Origin of the sequence: Paenalcaligenes hermetiae (assembly GCF_039543645.1) — a bacterium.
Classification (GTDB): domain Bacteria; phylum Pseudomonadota; class Gammaproteobacteria; order Burkholderiales; family Burkholderiaceae_B; genus Paenalcaligenes; species Paenalcaligenes hermetiae.
Window position 1 is genome coordinate 93507 of the sequence record NZ_BAABKD010000008.1, and the last position, 26606, is coordinate 120112.

The 26606-nt window shown below is 47.8% G+C and carries 21 protein-coding genes; 11 read left to right on the plus strand and 10 right to left on the minus strand.

Annotated features, from left to right (window positions below):
- Positions 1 to 7: 7 nt before the first annotated feature.
- The 5 genes from ABD980_RS04885 to ABD980_RS04905 form a co-directional block, all read right to left on the minus strand.
- Positions 8 to 1324: a tryptophan--tRNA ligase gene (locus tag ABD980_RS04885; protein WP_300646697.1), complete on the minus strand. Its 1317-nt coding sequence runs from the start codon at positions 1322 to 1324 to the stop codon at positions 8 to 10.
- A gap of 32 nt (positions 1325 to 1356) precedes the next feature.
- Positions 1357 to 2451 (minus strand): cell division protein ZapE, encoded by a 1095-nt coding sequence (zapE, locus tag ABD980_RS04890; RefSeq protein ID WP_300646699.1) that lies wholly within the window; start codon positions 2449 to 2451, stop codon positions 1357 to 1359.
- Between the two features lie 67 nt (positions 2452 to 2518).
- Positions 2519 to 3946: a dihydrolipoyl dehydrogenase gene (lpdA, locus tag ABD980_RS04895; protein WP_260649052.1), complete on the minus strand. Its 1428-nt coding sequence runs from the start codon at positions 3944 to 3946 to the stop codon at positions 2519 to 2521.
- 13 nt (positions 3947 to 3959) lie between these two features.
- Positions 3960 to 5162: a 2-oxoglutarate dehydrogenase complex dihydrolipoyllysine-residue succinyltransferase gene (odhB, locus tag ABD980_RS04900; protein ID WP_345370021.1), complete on the minus strand. Its 1203-nt coding sequence runs from the start codon at positions 5160 to 5162 to the stop codon at positions 3960 to 3962.
- A gap of 45 nt (positions 5163 to 5207) precedes the next feature.
- Positions 5208 to 8078: a 2-oxoglutarate dehydrogenase E1 component gene (locus ABD980_RS04905; RefSeq protein ID WP_345370023.1), complete on the minus strand. Its 2871-nt coding sequence runs from the start codon at positions 8076 to 8078 to the stop codon at positions 5208 to 5210.
- Between the two features lie 391 nt (positions 8079 to 8469).
- Here ABD980_RS04905 and ABD980_RS04910 point away from each other — a divergent pair, with 391 nt between their 5' ends.
- The 5 genes from ABD980_RS04910 (at position 8470) to glcF (ending at position 15476) form a co-directional block, all read left to right on the plus strand.
- Complete coding sequence (locus ABD980_RS04910; RefSeq protein ID WP_260649055.1) at positions 8470 to 10758, plus strand: phosphate acyltransferase; 2289 nt, start codon at positions 8470 to 8472, stop codon at positions 10756 to 10758.
- 165 nt (positions 10759 to 10923) lie between these two features.
- Positions 10924 to 11619 carry an FCD domain-containing protein gene (locus tag ABD980_RS04915; protein WP_345370026.1) on the plus strand — a complete coding sequence of 232 codons (696 nt, stop codon included), beginning with the start codon at positions 10924 to 10926 and terminating at the stop codon, positions 11617 to 11619.
- A gap of 24 nt (positions 11620 to 11643) precedes the next feature.
- Positions 11644 to 13155, plus strand: a complete 1512-nt coding sequence (locus ABD980_RS04920; RefSeq protein ID WP_260649057.1) for an FAD-linked oxidase C-terminal domain-containing protein — start codon at positions 11644 to 11646, stop codon at positions 13153 to 13155.
- A 12-nt stretch (positions 13156 to 13167) separates the two neighbouring features.
- Complete coding sequence (gene glcE / locus ABD980_RS04925) at positions 13168 to 14244, plus strand: glycolate oxidase subunit GlcE (protein ID WP_345370028.1); 1077 nt, start codon at positions 13168 to 13170, stop codon at positions 14242 to 14244.
- Entirely contained in the window at positions 14244 to 15476 is a 1233-nt protein-coding gene (gene glcF / locus ABD980_RS04930; RefSeq protein WP_345370030.1) for a glycolate oxidase subunit GlcF, read from the plus strand. The genes glcE and glcF overlap by 1 nt, the downstream gene beginning before the upstream one ends.
- Before the next feature lie 48 nt (positions 15477 to 15524).
- Here the strand turns inward: glcF and ABD980_RS04935 are convergent, their stop codons facing one another.
- Complete coding sequence (locus ABD980_RS04935) at positions 15525 to 17282, minus strand: L-lactate permease (protein ID WP_300646708.1); 1758 nt, start codon at positions 17280 to 17282, stop codon at positions 15525 to 15527.
- A 174-nt stretch (positions 17283 to 17456) separates the two neighbouring features.
- Between ABD980_RS04935 and lldR the strand changes: the two genes are divergently transcribed.
- The 6 genes from lldR to ABD980_RS04965 all read left to right on the plus strand — a co-directional run bounded on the left by lldR (position 17457) and on the right by ABD980_RS04965 (position 22476).
- Positions 17457 to 18230 (plus strand): transcriptional regulator LldR, encoded by a 774-nt coding sequence (lldR, locus tag ABD980_RS04940; RefSeq protein WP_260649061.1) that lies wholly within the window; start codon positions 17457 to 17459, stop codon positions 18228 to 18230.
- Positions 18227 to 19375, plus strand: a complete 1149-nt coding sequence (lldD, locus tag ABD980_RS04945) for an FMN-dependent L-lactate dehydrogenase LldD (protein ID WP_345370034.1) — start codon at positions 18227 to 18229, stop codon at positions 19373 to 19375. Before lldR ends, lldD begins: the two co-directional genes overlap by 4 nt.
- Positions 19376 to 19473: 98 nt before the next feature.
- Entirely contained in the window at positions 19474 to 19869 is a 396-nt protein-coding gene (locus ABD980_RS04950; protein ID WP_345370036.1) for a VOC family protein, read from the plus strand.
- 27 nt (positions 19870 to 19896) lie between these two features.
- Entirely contained in the window at positions 19897 to 20487 is a 591-nt protein-coding gene (locus ABD980_RS04955) for a tat (twin-arginine translocation) pathway signal sequence (RefSeq protein WP_345370039.1), read from the plus strand.
- Positions 20488 to 20506: 19 nt separating this feature from the next.
- A complete protein-coding gene (locus ABD980_RS04960) occupies positions 20507 to 22081 on the plus strand; it encodes a GMC family oxidoreductase (protein ID WP_345370041.1) in 1575 nt (524 codons plus the stop codon).
- Between the two features lie 62 nt (positions 22082 to 22143).
- Positions 22144 to 22476 carry a ribbon-helix-helix domain-containing protein gene (locus tag ABD980_RS04965; RefSeq protein ID WP_300647194.1) on the plus strand — a complete coding sequence of 111 codons (333 nt, stop codon included), beginning with the start codon at positions 22144 to 22146 and terminating at the stop codon, positions 22474 to 22476.
- 41 nt (positions 22477 to 22517) lie between these two features.
- Here the strand turns inward: ABD980_RS04965 and gltA are convergent, their stop codons facing one another.
- The 4 genes from gltA to sdhA are packed head-to-tail and all read right to left on the minus strand — an operon-like array spanning position 22518 to position 26606.
- The gene (gltA, locus tag ABD980_RS04970; RefSeq protein WP_260649063.1) at positions 22518 to 23810 is read right to left on the minus strand and encodes a citrate synthase; all 1293 of its coding nucleotides are present in this window, start codon (positions 23808 to 23810) and stop codon (positions 22518 to 22520) included.
- An 18-nt stretch (positions 23811 to 23828) separates the two neighbouring features.
- Positions 23829 to 24089: an FAD assembly factor SdhE gene (locus ABD980_RS04975; protein ID WP_260649064.1), complete on the minus strand. Its 261-nt coding sequence runs from the start codon at positions 24087 to 24089 to the stop codon at positions 23829 to 23831.
- 9 nt (positions 24090 to 24098) lie between these two features.
- Positions 24099 to 24812, minus strand: a complete 714-nt coding sequence (locus tag ABD980_RS04980) for a succinate dehydrogenase iron-sulfur subunit (RefSeq protein WP_260649065.1) — start codon at positions 24810 to 24812, stop codon at positions 24099 to 24101.
- Between the two features lie 12 nt (positions 24813 to 24824).
- Positions 24825 to 26606, minus strand: coding sequence for a succinate dehydrogenase flavoprotein subunit (sdhA, locus tag ABD980_RS04985; RefSeq protein ID WP_260649066.1), 1782 nt, complete (start codon positions 26604 to 26606; stop codon positions 24825 to 24827).

The following is a 26606-nucleotide window of genomic DNA, read 5'->3' on the forward strand; positions in this document are numbered from 1 at the left end:
CACTTCGTTACTGCTGAGACAAGGCCGCCAACAAGCGGTCTTGTTGCGCTTGATCTAAGTCCGCAACCTGAATCTCATCAACAAAAACGTGATAACGATCTTCGATTTGGTCAATGCGATACTGCCCGGCCTGTAGTTGTTTCATCAATAAGCCGGCTTGTTTAGGATCCGCAAAAGGTAACGATAAAAAGACTTCGTTATCCGCGGCATCAAACAAACGGAACTGAAAACCTGCCTCGTCCCTAAAGCTCACAAAACGTGCGGTTTTGACCTTTTCTGTCTTATTTTCTACTGGCGCAACCGGCACAAGATGTGGCGAGCGTAAACCAACAGCGGCACGCAACTGCTCCATCAACGGCATAGAAATCTGACGCGCCTTGGCTGCTCCAGCCAGTAGAATTTCCTCTATACGGTCAGGATTAGCCATCAAATCATTATACTTTTCACGCATGGGCGCAATTTCGGCATTGATGCGCTCAAACAGTTTCTTTTTCGCCTCGCCCCAGCCCAAACCATCATGTAGCTCTGCTTTAAATGCTTCTGCCTGCTCTGGAGTAGAAAACACTTCGTACAACTCAAATAAGTGCGAGCCTTCTGTGTCTTTAGGCTCACCAGGCTGGCGTGAGTCCGTTACAATTCGGTTAATGGTGCTTTGCAGTAGTTTTTCCCCACCCTCAAAAAGCGGAATGGTGTTGTCATAGCTTTTGGACATTTTACGACCATCTAGGCCGGGCAGCGTTGCTACGGTTTCGTCAATCAGCTCGTAAGGCAGCACAAAAAAGTCCTTGCCTTGCCCATACATATGATTAAATCGCTGCGCAATATCACGCGCCATTTCAATATGCTGAATCTGATCCCGCCCTACCGGCACCAAATGCGCATTAAACATTAAAATATCCGCTGCCATCAAAATGGGATATGAATACAACCCCATATTCACGCCATCATCGGGGTCTACACCCTTAGCTTGGTTTTGATCAACGGCCGCTTTATAAGCATGCGCCCGATTCATTAAGCCTTTGCTGGTAATGCAGGTCAACATCCACGAGAACTCGGGAATCTCAGGAATATCTGACTGACGATAAAAAGTGACCTTATCAGGATCAAGCCCCGCTGCTAACCATGTAGCCGCGATCTCTAGACGAGAGCGTGCCACACGCTGCGGATCCTCGCATTTAATTAATGCATGATAATCCGCTAAAAAGAAAAAAGCATCCGTGTCAGGTTGCACACTAGCACGAATGGCTGGGCGAATCGCCCCGGCATAATTCCCTAAATGCGGGGTTCCTGATGGAGTAATCCCCGTAAGGACACGTTTAGTCATAATAAAACCTAAAAAATTGCTGAACGAATAAATTACAACACAGCGGCTTGGCGGCGCTCGGCATCCAGATACTCTTTGGATTGCATCTCCATCAGCCGCGACTCCGTCCGATGGAATTCATTTGCCATCGGCCCTTGTGTGTAAAGGTCTTTGGCCTCTACCTCTGCCGACATAATCAGTTTAACTTTGTGATCATAAAGCACATCGACTAACCACGTAAAACGCCGTGCGGCAGAAGCATCGCGTGCTGACATTTTGGGCACATCCGATAGTAATACCGTCTCAAACCGACTCACTAAGGATAAATAATCATTTTGTGACCGTGGTCCCACGCACAATGTTTCAAAATCAAACCATACAACATTATTTTGACACGCAATGACTGGCAATTGGCGATTTTCTATCTCAATCTGTGTAGCGTGAGGCTTTTCCCCTGTTAACCCCTCGTAAATCTGGATAAGCTCCTGTTCGGTCTGAGCGGTAATGGGCGTTAGATATAAGCGCACCTGCTCTAAGGTACGACGACGATAATCTACCCCCGTATCCACATTTAAAATATCCATGCGCGCTTGAATCAACGCAATAGCAGGTAAGATACGATCCCTATGTAATCCATCTGGATACAGTAAGCTGGGCTCATAATTAGAAGTCATCACAAAGCTCACCCCTTGTTCAAACAAGGCATGCAGTAACTTATATAAAATCATGGCATCTGCTATATCAGAGACATGAAACTCATCAAAACAAATGACCTCATAACGTTTAGCGATGGTTTTTGCCACGGTTTCTAGGGGATCCGCTTGACTTCGTAACTGCTTAAGCTGATCATGTACCCCGCGCATAAACTCATGAAAATGAAGCCGAGTTTTACGCTCTAAGGGCAAGCATTGATAAAACGCATCCATCAAAAAACTTTTTCCCCTGCCTACTCCCCCCCATAAATAAACGCCTTTTGGTGCGGGCGCTTTAGAAAACCAGCGCGATAAAAAAGATTTTTGGCTCTGGTGATAGCTCAACAGCTCATCATAGAACTGTTGTAAACGCTCAACGGCATGCTGCTGCGCCGAATCAGCCTGATAGCCTTTGTCGGCTAAGGCTTTTTGATAATAGTGAATTACATCCGTCATGGAATTGCTTTATATAGAAAAAAGGGGCTGACAGTTGTCGCCCCTTTTTGTGCTACCTTGGACTTGATTAGAAGTTAAGTGCGCGTTTGTCTACCGCTAAAGCGGCTTCTTTCATGGCTTCCGATAAGGTCGGGTGAGCATGACAAATACGAGCAATGTCCTCGGCCGCCCCACGGAATTCCATAATGACAACGGCCTCAGCGATTAATTCCGAAGCGGTTGGCCCTACGATATGGACACCTAAGACCTCGTCTGTTTTTGCATCTGCCAGGATCTTAACAAAACCAGTGGTGTTACCCAAAGCACGAGCACGGCCATTGGCCATAAAGGGGAATTTACCCGCACGGTAATCGCGCCCCTCTTTTTTCAGCTCTTGCTCTGTTTTACCAACCCATGCCATTTCTGGCGAGGTGTAAATCACCCAAGGAATGGTATCAAAGTTAACATGTGGCTGCTGACCGGCAATGCGTTCCGCTACAGCGACACCCTCGTCTTCGGCCTTGTGCGCCAACATCGGGCCACGCACCACATCCCCTACAGCCCAAACATTAGGCAGGTTTGTGAGGCAGTCATCATCAACCTCGATAAAGCCACGCTCATCCAATTTTAAGCCCACGGTTTCCGCACCTAAGCCAGCTGTATTAGGTACTCGCCCAATGGATACAATTAAACGGTCGAATTCGGCTTTGTGCTCTTTATCCGACGCATCCTTGTATTCTACTTTGACTTTTTTACCAGAGGTCTCAACCTCGTCCACTTTGACACCTAGCTGAATATCCAAGCCCTGCTTCGTCAATGCGGAGAAAGCTTCTTTGGCTACGTCTCGGTCAGCCGCAGCAAGGAACTCAGGCGCACCCTCAAAAATAGTGACCTCTGCACCTAAGCGACGCCAGACGCTGCCAAGCTCTAAGCCAATCACGCCCGCACCAATCACACCCAGTTTTTTGGGTACGTCTTTAAGGCGTAGCGCCCCATCATTGGAGAGAATTAACTCTTCATCAAAAGGCACACCGGGTAATTCGCGTGCCGAAGAACCTGTGGCTACCACCACATGTTTGGCGATAAGGTCTTCTGCCTCTTTACCATCAACACGAATAGACCAGCCTGCATCGACCTTGGCTTGGAAAGAAGCCGTGCCATGAAAGAAGGTTACTTTGTTCTTTTTAAACAAGAACAAAATGCCTTGGTTATTTTCTTTAACGACCTTATCTTTACGGCCTAGCAAGGTATCCAGTTTAAGCTCTAAGCCTTTTACTTTGATACCGTGATCCTCGAAATGCTTTTCGGCTTGCTCGTAATGCTCAGAAGATTGCAGCAACGCCTTTGAGGGGATACAACCCACGTTTGTGCAGGTACCACCAGGAGCAGCTTTGCCATCCTGATCCGACCAGGCGTCAACGCAAGCCACAGACAGGCCTAATTGTGCGGCGCGAATGGCGGCAATATAGCCGCCGGGGCCCGCACCAATGACAACTACATCAAAATTTTTTGCCATGATGCGTTCCTTATTACAGATCTAACAATAAACGTTGTGGATCTTCTAGGGCTTCTTTCATTGCCACTAGACCCAATACCGCTTCGCGACCATCAATAATGCGGTGGTCATAAGACATCGCCAAGTAGTTCATAGGACGAATCACAATCTGACCATTTTCCACCACTGGGCGCTCTTTGGTTGCGTGAATACCAAGAATGGCAGACTGAGGTGGGTTAATGATCGGTGTGGATAGCATGGAGCCAAACACCCCACCATTAGAAATGGAGAAAGTCCCCCCTGTTAGCTCTTCGAGTGTGAGCTTACCGTCTTGGGCTCGACGACCGTAATCTGCGATTTGCTTTTCAATTTCAGCAATTGACATTTGATCCGCATTACGCAAAATCGGTACCACTAGACCACGTGGACTACCTACTGCAATCCCGATATCAAAGTAACCGTGGTAAATAATGTCTTTACCATCTACCGATGCATTCAAGATGGGGTATTTTTTGAGAGCAGCAACAGCGGCTTTAACAAAGAAAGACATAAAGCCTAGTTTGACGCCATGCTCTTTTTCAAAAGTGTCTTTGTACTGCTTGCGCAAGTCCATAATGGCTTGCATGTTGACTTCGTTAAAGGTCGTCAAAATCGCATTTTCTTGCTGGGACTGTAGCAAACGCTCGGCGACGCGAGCACGCAAGCGGCTCATAGGTACACGCTGCTCAGGGCGACCATCTAAAGATAAAGAGGCTGGAGCAGGTGCCGCTGCGGCGGGTTTAGCGGCACCACCGGCCTGAGCGGCCATGGCGTCTGCTTTAGTCACACGCCCATCACGACCTGTGCCTTCGACTGCGGTCACATCAAGACCTTTCTCAGCAAGGATTTTGCTTGCGGCGGGTGAAGCGGCTGTCACCGTCGTGCCCGATGCTGTGGCAGCGGGCTCAGCCGGCGCTGCTTTTTCTTCGGCAGCTGGAGCAGCGGCCGTGGCTTTGGCTTCTGTGTCAATACGAGCTAAAACCTCGCCGGCTGTCACAGTGCTGCCATCGCCTTTTACAATCTCAACCAATACCCCTGCAGAAGGAGCAGGCACTTCTAGCACAACCTTATCGGTTTCCACGTCGATTAAAATCTCGTCTTGCTCAACGGCTTCGCCAGGTTGTTTTTTCCACTCGAGCAAGGTGGCCTCGGAGACGGACTCGGACAGCTCGGGAACAAGAATTTCAATAATAGCCATAATAGTTTCCGTGTAATAAATATATGTTCTGTAATCAGTTATGCGTTATTTGGATAACGAAAAGCCTTTGATGTTTTCCGCATAGGCCTGCTCAATCAATGCTTTTTGCTGCTCAATGTGCTTAGCCAAATAACCTACCGCGGGCGAAGCCGAAGCCGCACGACCCGCATAGCTTAGCTTTTGATTCGGGGTCATATTTTCAACTAAGTGATGCTGAATATAGAACCAAGGCCCTTGGTTTTGAGGCTCGTCTTGTACCCATACGATTTCTGTCGCATTGCTGTACTTACGTAGTTCCTCTTGGAATGCTTTATGGGCAAATGGATAAAGCTGTTCAATACGAACAATAGCAACGTCTTCGCGCTCACGCTCCGTACGTGCATTAACTAAGTCGTAATAAACCTTTCCAGAACAAACGAGTACACGTTTGACGTTTTCTGCTTTGATGGCATCATTGGTTTCACCAATTACGGGCATAAAACGCCCTTCGGCAAGCTCAACCAATGGAGAGGTGGCCGCTTTGTTACGCAATAGGGATTTGGGCGTCAACAACACAAGAGGCTTACGGAAAGGACGCAGCATCTGGCGGCGCAATACGTGGAAAATCTGCGCACCGGTTGTTGGCTGAATGACCTGAATATTATTATCCGCACATAACTGTAAGAAACGCTCGATACGAGCCGAAGAGTGTTCCGGACCCTGACCTTCGTACCCATGCGGCAGCATCATGGTCAAGCCACAATGACGCCCCCATTTGGCTTCGCCAGAGGTAATAAACTGGTCAATAACGACTTGGGCACCGTTCACAAAGTCCCCAAACTGCGCTTCCCAGATGGTGAGTACGTTAGGCTCAGCGGAGGCATAACCGTACTCAAATGCCAAAACGGCCTCTTCGGAGAGGACCGAGTCAATCACAGTAAAGGGTGCTTGGTTTTCGGCTACGTTTTGCAATGGGATATAAGTACCATCGTCCCAACGCTCGCGGTCTTGATCGTGAAGCACCGCATGACGGTGTACAAAAGTACCACGCCCGGAGTCTTGACCGGTAATACGTACTGCATAGCCATTGGCAACCAATGTTGCAAAAGCTAAATGCTCGCCCATACCCCAATCAACATTCATTTCACCACGAGCCATCGCACGGCGATCGTTCAGCATGCGCTTGACTAAAGGATGAACATTAAAACCGTCGGGCACGGTCGTGATCTTTTCACCAATACGCGTAAGCTCTGCCAACGGCATCCCTGTATCGGCATGATCCGTCCATTTGGCATTTAAGAAAGGTGTCCAATCTGTGGCGTATTTGTTTTTGTAGTCGGTTAACACGGGCTCTACGGTACGCTGCCCGTCTTCCATTAGCTGACGGTAGGCTTTTACCATTTCGTCCGGCTCTTCGGCGCTAAGTACCCCTTGGGCCACTAGCTTATCGGCATAGAGTTTACGAGTACCAGGGTGTTGAGCAACAGCTTTGTACATCAAAGGCTGTGTCAACGAGGGAGTGTCTTGCTCGTTGTGACCCAGTTTGCGGTAACACACTAGGTCAATCACCACATCATGACGGAATTTTTTACGGTAATCTAAAGCCAAGCGCGTCACAAAGGCCACGGCTTCGGGGTCATCGGCATTAACGTGGAATACCGGAGCTTCGATCATTTTTACCACATCGGTACAATACAAGGTCGAACGCGCATCACGCGGATCAGACGTAGTAAAACCAATTTGGTTGTTAATAACAATGTGCACCGTACCACCTGTACCATAACCACGCGTTTGCGCTAGGTTAAGGGTTTCCATTACCACGCCCTGGCCCGCAAAGGCGGCGTCCCCATGTACGAGCACCGGTAAAACGCATTCGCCAGTGGTATCACCACGGCGATCTTGACGCGCACGGGTGCTGCCCTCGACAACCGGGTTAACAATTTCCAAATGAGAAGGGTTAAAAGCCAAGGACAAGTGAACAGGACCACCACGCGCAGACAGATCGCTAGAAAAACCATTATGGTATTTCACGTCCCCGTCCGTAAGGTTGTCGGCGTGCTTACCCTCGAACTCGGCGAACAGGTCTGCAGGCATCTTGCCCATGATGTTCACGAGCATATTCAAGCGCCCACGGTGAGCCATCCCAACAATGATTTCTTGCACACCTAAATCGCTGGCATGGTTAACGACTTCGTCCATACAAGCAATAAAGCTTTCCCCGCCCTCGAGGGAGAAACGCTTTTGCCCCACGTATTTAGTGTGTAAATAACGCTCTAACCCCTCGGCCTCGGTCAGCTGTTGTAGGATATTGCGCTTTTCATCAGCGGTAAAATCCATGCGCCCATGCACGGACTCTAGACGCTCTTGGATCCAACGTTTAGCAACGGGATCCGAAATATGCATAAATTCCGCACCAATGGTTTGACAATACGTGTCACGTAAGGCCTTGAGCATATCGCGCAAGGTCATGGTGTCGGATTTAGTAAAATACGTATTGGTTGCCGAATACACCTGATCCAAATCGGCTTCGGTTAAACCATAAAAAGCAGGATCGAGTTCTGCGTATTCAGGACGCTCACTGCGTTTTAAAGGGTCTAAGGTTGCGATACGTGCGCCCAAAGAACGATAAGCAGCAATCAGCGACTGCACCGACACCTGTTTCATTGCCATAGACAAGTCAGGAGCGGCGGCGCGCACAGCTAAAGCATTGGCTTTAGCACGCTCTGCAAAGGATTGAATAATCGGGCTATGCGCTTGATCGCGCGTTGCCTCTTTGCCATCTGTAGCAGGCAGATGTTGGAGTTGATCAAAATAATCGCGCCATTCAGGTGCTACTGAAGACGGATTGTCTAGGTACATCTCGTATAGTTCCTCTACATAGGCGGCATTCGAGCCGTAGAGATACGAGTTATTTTGCAGTTCAATTTGCGATGACATAGTAATAACGCTTCACCTATATGGATGTTTCATCCATGCTGAGATGCAGGAAAACCTTCCGCGACACGGCTTCACCGGTTAGCGGATAGCGGAGCAGAAGGCAACGTAAGACGCCTTTCACAGCGATATCACTCAGTATACCCCTCTGTAGGCTTCCTTGCATCTTAGCAAACTTAAATCATTGTATTCATGCGTAAATGTTGGCATTTACAAACATTTACGTATGCCTAAAAACCCCTCAATTATTTGAACTAGTCATGCATTCTTTTTTGCTGCAATGCGACATGCGCCTACCCGAATTTCAAGTTATAACAGTAGACTCCCCACATTCACTGTGTGGACAGGTTAAAATGTTGCCATTCATTCGATTTATCTCAGGAGCACACCCACGATGGACGCCAAAGCTGATCTGGCAAAACGCGCGTTGGAATATCACGCACAACCCACCCCAGGTAAAATTTCTGTAGTTCCCACTAAAACATTAGCCGATGCGGACGACCTTTCCTTGGCCTATTCTCCCGGGGTTGCCTTCGCCTGCATGGCCATTCACGAAGAAGGCGACGAGGCGGCCGCTAAATACACATCTCGAGCCAATCTCGTGGGGGTGATCAGTAACGGTACTGCCGTTCTAGGATTAGGCAATATTGGCCCACTTGCTTCTAAACCCGTCATGGAGGGCAAGGGCTGCCTGTTCAAAAAATTTGCAGGCATTGATGTATTTGATATTGAGCTTGCCGAAAATGATCCAGAAAAACTGGTGGATATTATTGCGGCCATGGAGCCCACACTAGGCGGCATTAACCTTGAAGACATCAAGGCTCCCGAATGCTTTTATATTGAACAAGAGCTACGAAAGCGCATGAAAATCCCCGTGTTCCATGATGATCAACATGGTACGGCAATCATTGCTTCGGCTGCGATCTTAAACGGCCTAAAGGTTGTTAACAAAAACATCGACGAGGTTCGCCTTGTCTGTTCTGGCGCTGGCGCCGCCGCTATCGCTTGCTTAAACCTGCTCGTGAACTTGGGCATGCCCAAAGAAAACATTTATGTCGCAGACTCTCGCGGCATTATCTGGCAGGGTCGCGAGCCCAACATGGAGCCTAACAAAGCCCAGTTTGCTCAAGACACGCCGTTTCGTACCCTAGCGGATGCGACCGCAGGTGCTGATATTTTCTTAGGTTGCTCTGCACCCGGTTTACTTACACCCGAAATGCTTCTGAGCATGAACGAGCGCCCCTTGGTTTTAGCTTTAGCTAACCCCGAACCAGAGATCCGCCCAGAGGTCGCTAAAGCTACCCGTGCTGATGTGGTAATCGCTACGGGTCGTTCCGACTACCCAAACCAAGTCAATAATGTTTTATGCTTTCCCTTTATTTTCCGTGGTGCTCTTGACTGTGGCGCAACCGAAATTAACGAAGCCATGAAACAGGCCTGCGTCTACGCTATTGCTGAGCTTGCCCAAGAAGAACAGTACGACGACGTCAATAGCGATAGCGATAGCGATTTAGGTTTTGGTCCCGAGTATATTATCCCCAAGCCCTTTGATCCGCGTTTGATTTCTCGTATTGCTCCTGCTGTGGCCAAAGCCGCCATGGATTCAGGCGTAGCCAGTCGCCCTATCGAAGACCTTGAGGCTTATCGACAGCGCTTAATCGCCATGACGTATCGTTCTGGGGCGTTAATGCGGCCGCTTTTTAAGCAAGCTAAAGAAATCACGCAACTCAAACGTGTGATTTACGCCGACGGTGAGGACGAACGCGTTCTTCGCGCGGCGCAAACGGTTGTGGACGAAAAGATCGCTTATCCGATATTAATTGGGCGTCCTGCTGTGATCGAAATGCGTATCAAACGCTATGGTCTACGCTTACAAGCTGGGCTCAATTTTGAAATTGTCGACCCTGAAGACGATTACCGCTATAACGAAACGTGGCAGGCCTACTATCAGCTCAAAGGGCGCCAAGGTGTAACTCCTGATGTCGCTAAAGCACTGGTTCGTAAGCACAATACCTTAATTGGGGCGATGCTCATGCGCCGAGGTGATGCCGATGCTATGATTTGTGGCGTCACGACACGCTTTTATCATCAGCTTGCCCATATCGAAGACATTATTGGCCGCAAAGAGGATGCTTCCGTATTTGCCGCCATGAATGTGCTCATGCTGCCTACACAAAATATTTTCGTCTGCGATACGCATGTAAACGAAAACCCAACCGCAGAAGAAATTGCCGATATCACGCTGATGGCCGCCGAAAAAGTGCGTCATTTTGGGCTCGTACCACGGGTTGCTCTACTTTCCCACTCGAATTTTGGAAGCCGCTCTACAGCATCTTCGCGTAAAATGGCCAAAGCGCTTGAAATTATTACAGAGCGCGCCCCAGAGCTAGAAATTGATGGGGAAATGCATGCGGACTCGGCGCTTTCCAACCGTATCCGCTTTAAAGCGCACCCTGACTCTACTCTAAAAGCGCCTGCTAACCTACTCATTACGCCTAACCTAGACGCCGGTAATATTACTTATAACGTGTTAAAAATGGCAGGGAGCAATGGCGTAGCAATGGGTCCTATCCTTTTAGGAGCAGCCCGACCTGTTCATATTTTAACCACTAGCGCTACCACACGCCGTATTGTCAATATGACAGCGGTTGCTGTGCTTGAGGCAGCTGAACAAATTAACTAACCCCTTCCTTTTCTTTCTAAAGCGGCTCACTACCAGCCGCTTTTTTTTACCCCCGCCATTTTGGTCTGACCAGTTTTGCCTAAAACTGGCGATTACCCTAACTTTACCATTTGCCCATAGCCATATACAGTAAACAACACCTTAACTGGTCAAACCAAAACTGTTATGCGGCTTTCTGATCTAATCCTTGAAAAACTCATTGCCCTAGTCCAAGAACATGGCTTACAAGCAGGTGACCGCCTGCCCTCTGAGCGATCCTTAGCGACACAATTTGGTGTCTCACGCCCCGCAATTCGCGAAGCGATACGCACCCTCGCTAGCCGCCAATGGCTTACCACCAAACATGGGGGCGGCAGCTATGTCACAGAGCAATTTCATCACTCCCATCACGCGCTTGATCCCTCTACTGCTTCCTATCAACAACATATTATCGAGGCACGGCAAATTATCGAAGCCAGCACCGCTTGGCATGCCGCCTTACGCGCTACCGATGAAGACAAACAAAGGCTTAAACAGTGCCTGGACGCGATAGAAGCATTGCAACAAACCGCGCAGCATCAACAAGCTGCTATCGCGGATGCCCACTTTCATCTTGCCATTGCCGAAGCTTCACACAATGTAGTTTTTGTGCAAATTATGCGCGGCTTTTTTCAACACCTACTCTCAAATGTGGAAAAAAATCGCCAATCCGCTTTACATGAAAGCTCTTGTTTTGCTTCGGACCAGCTTACTTTGCAGCATCGAGCTTTACTTGATGCCATTTTACAAGGCGACGCCCAGCAGGCTCAGGCTGCCGCCATTCATCATTTGGATTATGTACACCAACGCCTAGCCCATCGCCACACAAATACCGTGCGCTAATGGCTTAACGAAAAGGAGGTAATTATGGGGAGCTCTCATCCCTTATTAGACTTTGCTCGCGAAGATCAAGATTTTTCGCATATCGATGCGAGTCATGTGATTCAATCCTTACAACAGGCTTTACCCACAACCACTATTCTGTCAACAAAAGAGCAACTAAAGCCCTATGAATGTGATGGCTTTACTCTAGAAACGCAGGTCCCTCTTGCTGTGGTCATGCCAACTACCGAAGCCGAAGTTGTCACAACCCTAAAAACCTGCTCACAACTTGGGGTGCCGGTGGTAGCACGAGGTGCAGGCACAGGCTTATCGGGTGGCGCTATTCCACATCCTCATGGGGTGATCTTATCTCTGGCGAAAATGAATCAAATCCTCAAGATTGATCAGGCCGCTCGCGTCGCCATCGTTCAGCCCGGCATTCGTAACCTTGCTGTCTCCGAAGCCACCGCCCCCTATGGGTTGTATTACGCTCCTGACCCCTCCTCACAAATCGCTTGCACTATTGGTGGCAACATTGCAGAAAATGCCGGCGGCGTTCACTGCCTTAAATACGGTCTTACCGTTCATAATGTGCTGCGCATCCGTGCCGTCACGATTGATGGTGACATCATCGAAGTCGGCAGCCATGCTCTCGATGTGCCAGGTTATGACCTGCTATCACTCATTATTGGTTCTGAGGGCATGCTAGCGGTGGCAACAGAAATCACCCTCAAGCTCACTCCAACACCCCAATTTGCACAATGTGTCTTAGCCAGTTTTGATGATGTGGTCAAAGCCAGTGATGCGGTAGCCGCCATTATTGCTGCCGGTATTATTCCAGCAGGCTTAGAGATGATGGACCAGCCCGCTACCATCGCTGCAGAAGCCTTTGTCAATGCCGGCTACCCGCTCGATGCCAAAGCCATGTTGATTTGCGAGTCAGACGGCACACCGGAAGAAGTCGCCGAAGAAATTGAACACATAGAGCGCGTTTTACGACAAGCCGGAGCAACCGAACTACGTGTTTCGCAAAGTGAACAAGAGCGCGCTTTGTTTTGGGCAGGGCGAAAATCCGCTTTCCCAGCAGCAGGACGTATTTCACCTGATTATCTTTGCATGGACGGCACCATTCCACGTAAACGCCTAGGAGAAATGCTCACCGCTATTCAAGACATGGAAGAAAAATACGGCTTACGCTGTTTAAACGTTTTCCATGCAGGCGATGGTAATTTACATCCACTAGTACTCTATGATGGCAGCCAAGCAGAGCAGCGTGAAAAAGCCAAGCAGTTTGGTGGGGAAATTTTAGAGCTATCGGTAGCCCTCGGTGGCACTATCACCGGTGAGCATGGGGTTGGCTTAGAAAAAATTGACCAAATGTGTGTGCAGTTTAATGAGCTAGAACGCCACCTCTTTTTTGCTATAAAACATGCTTTTGATCCTGCGGGCTTGTTAAACCCAGGCAAAGCCATCCCTACCCTAAACCGCTGTGCCGAGTTCGGGCATATGCATGTACACCAAGGCCAACTGCCTTTTGCTGATATTCCTCGTTTTTAATTAGGAGCACGCATGAACTCCCCGCTCATTTCCGCTTGGTCTGATCGTATTAAACACGCTGCGGCTGAAAAACGCCCCTTGCAACTACAAGGTAGCGGCAGCAAAGCGTTTTACGGGCATCCAACTGCTGGTGAAGTTTTCCACCTACATGAAAACACAGGCATTTTATCGTATGAGCCCTCTGAGCTGGTCATCACCGTCAATGGCGGCACACGACTCCACGACATAGAACAAGCTTTAGCTGAACATCATCAATATTTACCATTTGAGCCCCCTTATTTTGCTGATACTGCCACCATAGCAGGCTGTGTAGCAGCCGGCTTAGCAGGTCCGAGACGCGCTTACGCTGGTGCAGTCCAAGATTTTGTGCTCGGCGTACACCTGCTCGATGGGCGCGGAGACTATTTACGCTTTGGCGGTCAAGTCATGAAAAACGTGGCAGGTTATGATGTATCACGGCTGCTTTGCGGAAGCCTAGGTACGCTCGGTGTCATCACCCAACTCTCCATCAAAGTCTTACCCATTCCAGCAAAACAAGTCACACTCCGTCTTGACCTAGCCCAAGATCAAGCACTTACCCTGATCAATCAACTTAGCGCTCAACCGCTACCCATCAGCGCCAGTGCGTGGCACGATCACCAGCTCTATATACGCTTAGCCGGTGCCAATAACGCCATTACCGAGGGCATCAAAACCATTGGTGGAGAACGTCTCGCTCCCGAACTCGCCGACGATTTTTGGAAACAACTACGGGAACAGCAGCATGCTTTTTTCCAAAACGCTCCCTCAACCCATACGCTTTGGCGGCTATCTGTTCCCTCAACAAGCCCAGCCTTTCTCCAAGACCTACCCCAGCTTATAGAGTGGGGTGGCGCGTTACGCTGGCTCTGGAGTGATTTACCAGCGTCACAATTACGCGAAGAAACCGCTAAACAGGGGGGCACAGCAACCGCTTTTCGTCACCCACACGATCAGCAGATTTTTCATCCATTGCCTGCCCCCGTACTACGGCTACAAAAGAATCTAAAACAAAAATTTGATCCTGCCGGCATTTTCAACCCAGGACGCCTTTATCCAGGAGAGTTGTAATGCACACCGCTTTATCCCCTGAGTTTGCGCATACAGAAATCGGACAACAAGCCAAAGCCTTAATTGCCAAATGCGTGCATTGTGGTTTTTGCAATGCTACCTGCCCCACTTATCAACTGCTTGGTGACGAGCTTGATGGGCCACGCGGACGTATTTATCTGATGAAAGAGATGTTCGAAGGCAAGCCAGTGAGCCGCATCACTCAAGAGCATCTCGATCGCTGCCTAACCTGTCGCGCCTGTGAAACCACTTGTCCTTCAGGTGTGGAATATGGACAACTGATTGATTTAGGACGACGCGTCATTAATGAAAAAATTAAGCGTCCTGCATCAGAACAGCTCAAGCGTACAGCACTAATTGAGTTTATCTCTCGCCCCACCTTATTTAAACAGGTCTACCGCAGCGCACAAAGTGCCAAGCCTTTTCTACCAAAATCCGTGCAAGCTAAGGTTCAAAGCTCTACACCAAAACCCTACTCGCCGAAAAAGCATGATAGAAAGATGCTTGTCTTACAAGGCTGTGTGCAACCTGCCTTAGCTCCCCAAACCAATATCGCCGCAACAAGAGTTTTGGATCACTTAGGTATTGAGCTTATTACTGCCCCCGAAGCAGGATGCTGTGGTGCTATTCGTCAGCACAATGGAGAGTTAGAACGGGCACAACAACAAGCCAAACAAAACATCGATGCCTGGTGGCCTTATATTGAGCAAGGGGCAGAAAAAATCATCATGACGGCAAGTGGTTGTGGAGCACAAGTTCAAGACTACGATAAATTACTTGCCGAAGACCCGCTCTATGCCGATAAGGCTAAAACCATTAGCGAGCTGTGCTGTGACCTAAGTGTAGTGGTTTACGAAGCGGTATTAGCCTCAGAAGTTCCCCATAGCCCTCAGGCCATGCGAGTTGCTGTTCAAGAGCCCTGCACCTACCAGCATGCACTACGCCATAAAGCGCCACTGCAACACTTGTTACGTCAGCTCGGCTATGAAGTCACCCCAGTTGCAGAAAATCATTTATGCTGCGGCTCTGCTGGCACATATTCGGTTTTCCAGCCTAAGCTCTCCGCGCAGCTCCGAGAGCGCAAACTACAACATCTTATGGCACACCAGCCCGCAGTCATTGTTACCGCTAATATCGGCTGTCAGCATCATCTTCAAGAAACCAGTCCTATTCCTGTCTTGCATTGGATTGAGCTGGTGGATCGGCTTTTTAGCCCAGCACCAGCAGCATAACAAAAAGGGGGCATATGCCCCCTTATCATTTTACGTTTTTTGCTCCCCCTAAGCAGGCATAGGAACAACCGCACGACCTTTGTTCATCGACATGATGAACAAAAACGCGGCTAACCAAACCACGGCTGCTACGCCCCATACCATATGACCAGTAATTAAAGCTTGACCGATCAACCCGGCTTGAATCCCGTAAAAAGCCATTGGCAATAAGGTCTTACGTACGATTTCCCCTTCGCGGTTCATCATGCCAACAACCGCACCAGCTGCCACCACGTTATGCACGCAAATCATATTGCCCGCCGCTCCACCTACTGCTTGCAAAGCAACAACAATAGCGGACTGATCAATATTTAAAGCAATCTGCTGGGCAGTGGAAAACTGAAAATAAGAGAACATCATATTACTAACGGTATTGGAGCCAGCAATAAAAGCGCCTAAAGCCCCTACCCACGGTGAAAAATTCGGCCAAGCTTGACCGGCTACTGCTGCCGCGCTTTGGGCCAAAATTAGCGGCATACTATTTAACGACCCATCGGCTGCGGCTGAGTTAATAAAAACCTGAACCATTGGAACAGCTAACAACAACGCTGGCGCAGCACTAATCATCGTGACCACAGAGTCTTTAACCCCACGACCATATTGCTGCAAAGTCATCCCAAAAATACCAATACACACCAAGGAAACTAAAATCAAAATAAATCCTGGTGAGTAGAAAAACTGTGCCGAGCTGGAAATAGAAGTTCCAAAAATATTTGTCAGTTTTAATGTGGCGGCAGGCGAAGTTAAAAAGGCTTTAACGGCTGGAAAAGTGCGTGTCACAATCAACAGTGCCACCACGATCACGTAGGGCGAAAAAGCACGGATCACAGAAAAATGACTTGTGCTTTGTGCCTGCTCCATATTTAATGTGCCTAGCCAAGCGGATTCCCACTGCTCACGAGGGGGAAAATCAAAGGTTTCCTTAGGTAAAAACCACCCTTTTTTAGCCGCTGTAACAGTGAGCACCAAGCCCACCAACGCCCCTAACATAGAAGGGAACTCGGGCCCCAACACCACCGCAATCACATAATATGGCACCGTAAATGCCAGGCCAGCGAATAAGGCAAATTTCCATGCTTTTAAACCCTCGGTAAAAGAGCGATTTGCTCCAAAAAAGCGAGTCAGCAAACCACATAAAATCAATGGAATTGCTACACCTGTGAGTGCATGAATCAGTGCCACGTTTTCTACAATCTGCTGCAAATACTCCATGGGTTGCATCGGAGAGATTAATGCGGCAACATCGGCTTTGTTATCAATCCCTGAGCGTACCCCTACTAGCATTGGTGTGCCCACCGCCCCAAAAGAAACCGGAGTAGATTGAATAACTAGCACCGACATGACCGCAGCCATAGCAGGAAAGCCCAAGGCCAGTAATAATGGTGCCCCTACTGCAGACGGCGTTCCAAATCCCGATGAACCTTCTATCAGCGACCCAAACAACCAGGCCACAATAATGACCTGTACGCGTCGGTCCGGCGAAACATCCATAAAGCCCTGACGAATCGCCACCAAAGCACCACTCACTTTCAGTGTGTTAAGTAACAATACGGCACCAAACACAATAAACAACAAGGTAATGGCTGTAATCAAACCATTTACTGTTGCTGCCCCCACTACGGCACTTTGGGTGTTCCAGACAAAAATCGCTAATAGGGCGGTTACTACATACGCCACCCCCATCGATAATTTTGCTGAGCGCCGCATAACAACCATTAATACAAACACCACTAAAATAGGTGCTAAGGCTAATAAGGTATAAAGCATCTCAAGGCCCTCTTAGAATGAGCGAATAATAGGCACTGCTTAAATTCCTATCCATATTACCGGTAGTACCAAATTTCGCTTATTCGCAAAAACCCTGACTTTATTCGCCATTAATTTCCATTTATCTTTATAATTAGACCAAACTGGTCCTACCACTTGGCTTATTCGTAGGTTATGCAAAATACATTCACTCGCGTTTCTGACAAAATAGCAGATCAAATCAAACAATTGATCCAAGAGCGGCAATTAACCGTAGGGGATCGCCTGCCCTCTGAGCGAGATTTGGCAGAACTGTTTGATGTCTCACGCTCTCCGGTCCGTGAGGCCATTCGAGCTCTCAACAGCCAAGGGTTGCTTATTACTAAGCCAGGCGGCGGCACATATGTACAAACCGAAATTATGACCTGGCCCACTCAAAGCATTGGGTCGCTCACTACCCTATTAAGCGAGGACCCTCACTATCGATACGATGTGCTCGAAGCTCGACATGCCCTTGAGGTCAGCACGGCTTGGTATGCTGCGCTACGCGCCACCCCCGAAGACAAACAAAAAATTCAAGCGTGCTTTGATGTCATGATCGAACACCAACAAAATGGTGATACGGCTCAATCTGCACGCGCTGATGCCCAATTTCATTTAGCAATTGCAGAAGCCTCTCATAATCTTGTGCTACTACAAATTATGCGCGGGCTATTTGATTTGGTTTTTTCGACTGTCAAAGAAAACCGCCAAGTCATGTTTAGATTTGATGATGAAAAAAATCGGCTCCATTTAACCAACCAACATCACGCTGTGATGCAAGCCATTTTTGATGGGGATGCCAATCAAGCCAAACGCCTCATGAGTCAACATTTAGACTTTGTTCGCGCTGCTATCCGCACCTCTGAAGAAAATGACGCTCGCTTACAGCGTATCCATCGGCTTTCTGATATCAGTCCTTTACTATGATTATTTCTGCCTCCACTGACTACCGTCGTGCCGCTCAAAAACGCTTACCCCCTTTTCTTTTTCACTATCTTGACGGGGGGGCCTATGCTGAACACACTCTATTAAAAAATGTGGAAGATTTAGCACAAGTCGCGTTAAAGCAGCGGGTATTGCGAGACATGTCCACCCTAGACACAAGCACCACGCTGTTTGGCGAACAGCTACGTATACCCGTTATTCTCGCTCCTGTTGGCTTAACAGGTATGTATGCACGCCGAGGCGAAATCCAAGCAGCACAGGCTGCCGACCAATTTGGCATCCCTTTTACCATGTCCAGTGTTTCGGTCTGCCCTATAGAAGAAGTTACCCCACGCATTTCGCGCCCCATGTGGTTTCAGCTCTATGTGCTTAAAGACCGCGGCTTTATGAAAAATGTGTTAGAGCGTGCCAAAGCCGCTGGCTGCTCTGCCCTTGTCTTTACGGTCGATATGCCTGTGCCGGGTGCGCGCTACCGCGACGCTCACTCCGGCATGAGCGGCCCTTATGCCAAATGGCGCCGTTACCTACAAGCCTGCTTACACCCGCGCTGGGCTTGGGATGTGGGGCTGCATGGCAGACCTCACGATTTAGGAAATATTTCGCGCTATCTGGGACAACCCATCGCTTTAGATGACTACATGGGCTGGCTAGGTGCCAACTTTGACCCCTCTATTTCCTGGCAAGATCTGGAGTGGATTCGTGAATTCTGGGATGGCCCTATGATTATCAAAGGCATACTCGACCCCGAGGACGCTAAAGACGCCGTTCGCTTTGGAGCCGATGGCATAGTGGTATCCAACCATGGTGGTAGACAGTTAGATGGGGTGTTATCCACCGCTAAAGCCCTGCCTTATATTGCAGAGGCCATTCAAAACGATATCAAAATTTTGGTGGACTCCGGCGTACGCAATGGACTAGATATTGTGCGGATGCTTGCCCTGGGTGCGGATGCCGTAATGATTGGCCGTGCTTATATTTATGCTTTAGCTACAGCTGGAGGCAAAGGGGTAAGTCACGTCTTATCCTTGTTAGAAAAAGAGATGCGTGTAGCCATGACCCTAACCGCTGCTCAACGTATTGCGGATATTGATACAAGCTGCCTCATTTCCTCATTACAGTCGAGTTAGTTACCGTTACCCGCCATGTAGCAACCCTGTATTACCCGCTCCTACCCAACCCACGCCATAATCATCGGAATGATTCAACGAATTTTACGGAGTAACTCATGGCCAAATTGATTCATACAATGGTTCGCGTTAGCGCTCTTGATCCAGCTATCCAGTTTTACAGCACCGCGTTTAACTTCAAAGAAAAACACCGCTTAGATTTTCCTACTTTTACTTTAGTTTATTTAGGAAACGATCAAAGCGAAGCCGAGCTTGAACTCACCTTTAATAAAGACCAAACCACCCCCTATGAGCACGGCACAGCCTATGGCCATGTGGCTTTTTCCGTAGAGGATCTGGAAGCCTGTCACCAACGCTTAAAAAATGCCGGATTTAATCCTGCTGATATTAAGCAGCTCGATATTAACGGTGTCACACAAGCTCGCTTTTTCTTTATCACCGACCCCGACGGTTACAAAATAGAAGTATTAGAACGCGGTGGCCATTTTAAATAAAAACTCAGTGATTCACCGGAGACAACAATGCAAAAAAAACATAATACTATCCACCAATTTCAACACACCTGCCAGCATCGTCGTCAATTTTTAAAAAAATATATTGTTTTAACAGGCGTAATAAGCTCAGGTAGTTTCTTAGCCTCGATAGCTCCCAGCACAAGCTGGGCACTCGAGGCCCATCATCTCAATAGCTTTCAAGCCCAATCATTATTGTCCATGGCAAAACGCCTATATCCTCACGAGGGACTTGATGATGCAGTATACGCCATCCTAGTTAAAGATATAGATCAATTATGTAATACCCCCGAAACTAGAAAAGTAGTTCTAAAGGGGCTTTCGCTTCTGAACTCCCCGCATCCGTTCAATGAGCTTAGTGCTGCAGCACAAGTAGAAAAATTAAACTCAATACAAGAAACTGATTTTTTTCATAAAGTACGCCAGCAGTGCATTACCTCAATTTACAACCATCCTTTAGCACAAATATATTTTGGATATGAAGGAGAAAGTTGGAGCAAAGGGGGATATCTACTAAATGGCTTTAATGATTTAATCTGGCTTGACAACCCACCAGAAGTAGCAAGTCCAATGCCTTTTAAAGAGTACCACTTAAATTAATATAACAAGGAGTGGAGACATGAATAAAACAAAATTTGATAATAATGATTCCGATGTGGTAGTAATCATTGGCTCAGGAGCAGGCGGTGGTACTCTAGCAAATGAGCTCTGTCAGCGAGGTATTAAAGTAGTATTGCTAGAGGCGGGCGAGCGCCAAAGCCCTGAAACTTTTATTCAAGATGAGTGGGCATCTTTTGAGCAGCTAGCATGGTTAGACAAAAGAACAACGTCTGGCAGCTGGCGTATAGCCAAAGATTTTCCTGATTTACCTGCATGGATCTGTAAAACCGTAGGAGGAACAACAACACACTGGGCTGGGGCTTCACTACGATTTCAAGCCCATGAGTTCAAAGCTCTTAGTCATTACGGAAAAATAAAAAACGCTAATTTACTTGATTGGCCTATTACGCTAACTGAACTAGAGCCCTACTATGAGCTCGCTGAACATAAAATGGGAGTTACACGTACAAATAGTATTCCTGGCTTACCTGGTAATAATAATTTTAAAGTTTTCTATAATGGCGCCACACGAATAGGATATAAACAAGTAAGTACGGGACATATGGCTATTAATAGCCGTCCTCGTGATGGTAGAGCCTCCTGTACCCAACAAGGTTTCTGCTTTCAAGGCTGTAAAATGGGAGCCAAGTGGTCTACTCTTTATACAGAAATTCCTAAAGCAGAAGCTACCGGAAATCTAGATTTACGAACCAACTGTCATGCCGCTCGAATCGAACATGATGAGATGGGAAAAGTTAATGCGGTTATTTATTATGATGCGAACGGAAAAGAACAAAGACAAAAAGCTCGCATTATCTGTGTAGCTGGAAACTCTATTGAAACCCCTCGCTTGCTGCTTCTATCAGAGTCTAGCAAGTATCAAAATGGCTTAGCCAATAGCTCTGATCAAGTTGGAAGAAACTACATGCGTCATGTTACAGGCTCTGTTTACGCCGTCTTTGATGAAGACGTTTATATGAACCGAGGTACTATAATGGCCGGTATCGTACAAGATGAAGCAATAAACAATCCGCAACGTGGATTTGTCGGTGGCTATGAGCTCGAAACTATAAGTCTAGGTTTACCTTTTTATGCTGCATTCTTGAATCCTGGCGCTTGGGGCGCTGACTTTGCATTTTTTATGGATAATTATAAAAAAACAGCTGGGTTATGGATAGTTGGTGAAGATATGCCACAACCTACAAATCGAATAACCCTTAACCATACAAAAAAAGATCAGTTCGGTTTACCAGTCCCTAACGTGCATTATGATGATCATCCTAATGATATAAGAATGCGAGAACACGCCTTCAACCAAAGTGTCGCCTTATACGAATCCATCGGAGCCAAACGTACTTTTAAAACTCCACCATATCCCTCAACCCATAACCTAGGAACCTGCCGAATGAGCTTAAAGGCAGAGGATGGCGTCTGTAACTCGTACGGTCAAACCCATGATATTGCGAATTTATTTATATCAGATGGCAGCCAATTCACAACTAGCGCTGCAGAAAATCCAACATTAACAATTGTTGCCCTAGCCATTCGACAAGCTGAATATATTAGCCAACAAATGAAACTTCAATCTATTTAAATAGATATCGATGATATACAAGCCGTATTGGTAAAGCCCATGCGGCTTGATCTAGGAAAGCCATGTGCGAAATATACTCTAAAACCGACCCCATCCTCTACGAATCCAGAAGCCGCTCGATCCGAATCGATAAGGTTGTCACGAGCATTCGGCTCGAAAACTTATTTTGGGATGTACTCAGTCAGATTGCTGCCGAAGAAAACCTAACAACAAATCAGCTCATTGCCACCCTATATAACGAAGTGTATGCACTACAGGGCGAGGTGCCCAATTTTGCGTCCTTTTTACGTGTGAGCTGTATACGCTATTTAGAACAGCAACACCCCTCTTTGCTGAAACGTTCTCCGTTAGCCCCTCCTGCGGAGCACCGCTCGAATCATAAAATCACCCATTAAAAAACCCACCAATTGGTGGGTTTACTATACATCTAATAATATTAGATATGGCGCTCGGTGTAACCAGTGTAGAGCTGGCGTGGACGACCAATTTTGTAGTTAGGATCAGAAATCATCTCATCCCACTGTGCAATCCAACCCACCGTACGTGCTAAGGCAAAAATACCGGTAAATAGTTCGGTTGGAATCCCGATTGCACGCTGTACAATACCGGAATAGAAGTCAACGTTTGGATAGAGTTTACGCTCTACAAAGTAAGGATCCTCGAGAGCAATACGCTCTAGTTCCATAGCAAGTTTAAATAAAGGATCATTCTCTAGACCTAAAGCCTCGAGTACCTCTTTACATGTTTCTTGCATCAGCTTAGCGCGAGGGTCATAGTTTTTATAGACACGGTGACCAAAACCCATCAAGCGCACGCCAGAGGTTTTGTCTTTCACCTTTTCCATGAACTCGCCCACTTTTTCTACCCCGCCGTTGGCTTGAATGTCTTCAAGCATATTCAAGCAAGCTTCGTTGGCACCACCGTGTGCAGGGCCCCACAAACATGCAATCCCAGCAGAAATCGCCGCATAGGGGTTTGTGCCAGAAGAACCACATAAACGAACGGTAGATGTGGAAGCGTTCTGCTCATGATCCGCATGCAAAATGAAGATACGGTCTAAAGCGCGCTCAACCACTTCGTTAACCTTGTAATCTTCGCAAGGTGTACCGAACATCATTCGCAAGAAGTTGCCTGTGTACGACAAGTCGTTTTTGGGGTACATAAAAGGCTGACCAATGCCATGCTTATAAGCCATTGCTACAAGTGTTGGCATTTTGGCGATCAAGCGAATCGCTGAAATGCGACGATGCTCTGGGTTCGTAATATCGGTGGAGTCATGATAGAAAGCAGACATCCCCCCAACCATACCCGTCAAAATCGCCATGGGGTGAGCATCTGCACGGAATCCGCGCATAAAACTATGCATTTGCTCTTTAACCATGGTGTGCTGCATCACCAAATTATCAAATTCTTGTTTTTGCTCTGGTGTAGGTAGCTCGCCATTTAAAATCAAGTAGCTAACCTCGAGAAAATCGCAGTTTTTAGCGAGCTCATCGATAGGGTAACCACGATAAAGCAACTGGCCTTTATCACCATCAATATAGGTAATAGCGGACTCAGTGGATGCCGTTGCCATAAAACCCGGATCATAAGTAAACATACCGGTTTGACCGTATAGTTTACGGATATCAATCACATCTGGGCCAATGGTTCCTTTATATACAGGAAGCTCTATTGCTGGGGTATCGTCGGAAAACGACAAAGTCGCTTTTTTATCTGACAGTTCCATTTTGCTTTTCCTTAAAAATCATAGCGATCGCATAATTGCGACCAAACGATGAATATCGGGGCTGTCGTACTCGCCCTGTGGCTCAGAACGGGCTAACAACACATCCAAAAGATCATGATCGCCCATTAAAAACAGGCGATCTAAAGCGGCGACGTCAACGTCAGTTAGCTCCGCTTCGTATTTATCTAAAAACCGCGTGATAATTAAGTCGTTTTCTAGTAAGCCTCGGCGTGCGCGCCAACGCAAGCGCGCACGTTCTAACTGCGTTAACGTTCTCATTTCCAACCTTTAAACAGTACGACGTACCAACATCTCCTTGATCTTACCGATGGCATGAGAAGGGTTTAACCCTTTAGGACAGACATCAGTACAGTTCATAATGGTATGACAGCGGAAAAGTCGATACGGATCCTCTAGGTTATCCAAACGCTCGCCCGTGGCCTCATCACGTGAGTCCGCAATAAAGCGATACGCCTGTAATAAACCGGCAGGACCGACGAACTTATCTGGGTTCCACCAGAAAGAGGGGCAGGATGTCGAGCAGCACGCGCACAAAATGCACTCGTACAAACCATTTAGCTCCTCGCGGGCTTCGGGGGTTTGTAAACGCTCTTTCTCTGGCGGTGGTGTGTCATTGATCAGATACGGTTTAACCGAATGATACTGATCAAAGAAATGCGTCATATCAACGATCAAATCACGAATAACAGGCAGACCGGGTAAGGGACGTAAAACGATGGGTTGTTTTAAGTCATTTAAGTTAGTGGTACAGGCCAGACCGTTTTTACCATTGATATTCATCGCATCCGAGCCACATACGCCCTCGCGGCAAGAACGACGAATAGAAATACTATCGTCTACGGTGTTTTTGATGCGAACAATAGCATCCAACAACATTTTATCGTTGGGCTCAAGCTCGACCTCGAGCTTTTGCATATAAGGACGCTCATCCTTATCGGGGTCGTAGCGATAAATTTCAAATTTAACAATACGTTTGCTCATCGTAATACCTGCTTAGAAAGTGCGTGGCTGTGGAGCGATAGATTTAGCGGAGATAGGCTGCATTTGTACAGGCTTGTAACGCAAAGTGCTGCCTTCGGAGAACCACACCGAGTGCTTCAACCAGTTCTCATCATCACGCTCTGGATAGTCGTTTAGTGCATGCGCACCACGGCTTTCTGTACGGTTCGCTGCCGATTTTGTCGTAGCACGTGCCACTTCAATCATATTAGCGACCTCTAGTGCTTCCACTCGAGCGGTGTTAAAGATTTTGGATTTGTCTTGGAAGTAAATTTCATCTACCTCGGGAACCAAGCCTTCGATCAGCTCTTCGCCTTTTTTCAAGAGATCCAAGGTACGGAACACCCCACAGTGAGCTTGCATGGTTTGACGAATCTTTTCTGCAACCTCTTGGGAGCGCTGTCCTGAAGTGCGGGATTCTAAGCGGTTGACACGATCCATCGACTGCTCAATCGACCACTCAGGAATGTCTTGGTGCGCGTGCTCGTTATCAGGACGCGACTCAACAATGTGATTACCTGCCGCACGACCAAAGACAATCAAGTCGAGCAAGGAGTTCGTACCTAAACGGTTTGCCCCGTGGACGTTTGTAGCCGCGCACTCGCCCACAGCGTAAAGGTTTTTCACGATTTGCGTGTTGCCTTCGGCGTCTAAGGTAGTGACCTGGCCATAGTAGTTAGTGGGAATACCACCCATCTGATAGTGAATGGTCGGTACCACTGGGATCGGATCTTTAATCGGATCCACGTTCGCAAACTTAATAGCAATTTCACGAATAGAAGGTAAGCGCTTGTTAATGGTTTCCGCACCTAAATGGTCTAGCTTCAAGACAACATAGCTACCATCTGGTCCACAACCACGCCCTTCTTTAATTTCTTGGTCCATAGAGCGAGACACAAAGTCACGTGGCGCCAAGTCTTTTAGGTTTGGTGCATAGCGCTCCATGAAACGCTCACCGTCTTTATTTAAAAGAATACCGCCTTCGCCTCGGACCCCTTCAGTGATAAGAACCCCAGCGCCCGCAACCCCAGTGGGGTGGAACTGCCAGAACTCCATGTCTTGTAAAGGAATACCTGCACGGGCTGCCATACCTAAGCCATCGCCGGTGTTAATAAAGGCGTTTGTCGAAGCCGCCCAAATGCGCCCTGCTCCACCTGTAGCTAATACCGTACGCTTGGCCTCAAGCACGTAAATTTCACCCGTCTCCATCTCGAGGGCGGTTACCCCAAGCACATCCCCTTCTTCGTTGCGCAATAGGTCTAGTGCCATCCACTCAACAAAGAAGTTAGTACGAGCCGCTACGTTACGCTGGTAAAGCGTGTGTAACATCGCATGCCCAGTACGGTCAGCAGCGGCACAGGCACGCTGTACAGGTTTTTCACCATGGTTAGCTGTATGTCCACCAAATGGACGCTGATAGATCGTACCGTCGGGGTTACGGTCAAAAGGCATCCCAAAGTGCTCTAGCTCATACACAGCATGTGGTGCCTCGCGACACATGAACTCAATCGCGTCTTGGTCGCCTAACCAGTCAGAGCCTTTGACGGTATCGTACATATGCCAATACCAGTGGTCCTCGCTCATGTTACCAAGTGCAGCACTAACACCGCCTTGGGCAGCTACAGTATGAGAACGCGTAGGAAAGACTTTAGATAAGACCGCTACAGACAAGCCCGCTTCGGCTAATTGTAGGGAACAACGCATACCGGCACCGCCGGCGCCAACTACCACCACATCAAACTGGCGGCGTGGTAAAGAAGTTTTAATAGCAGCCAC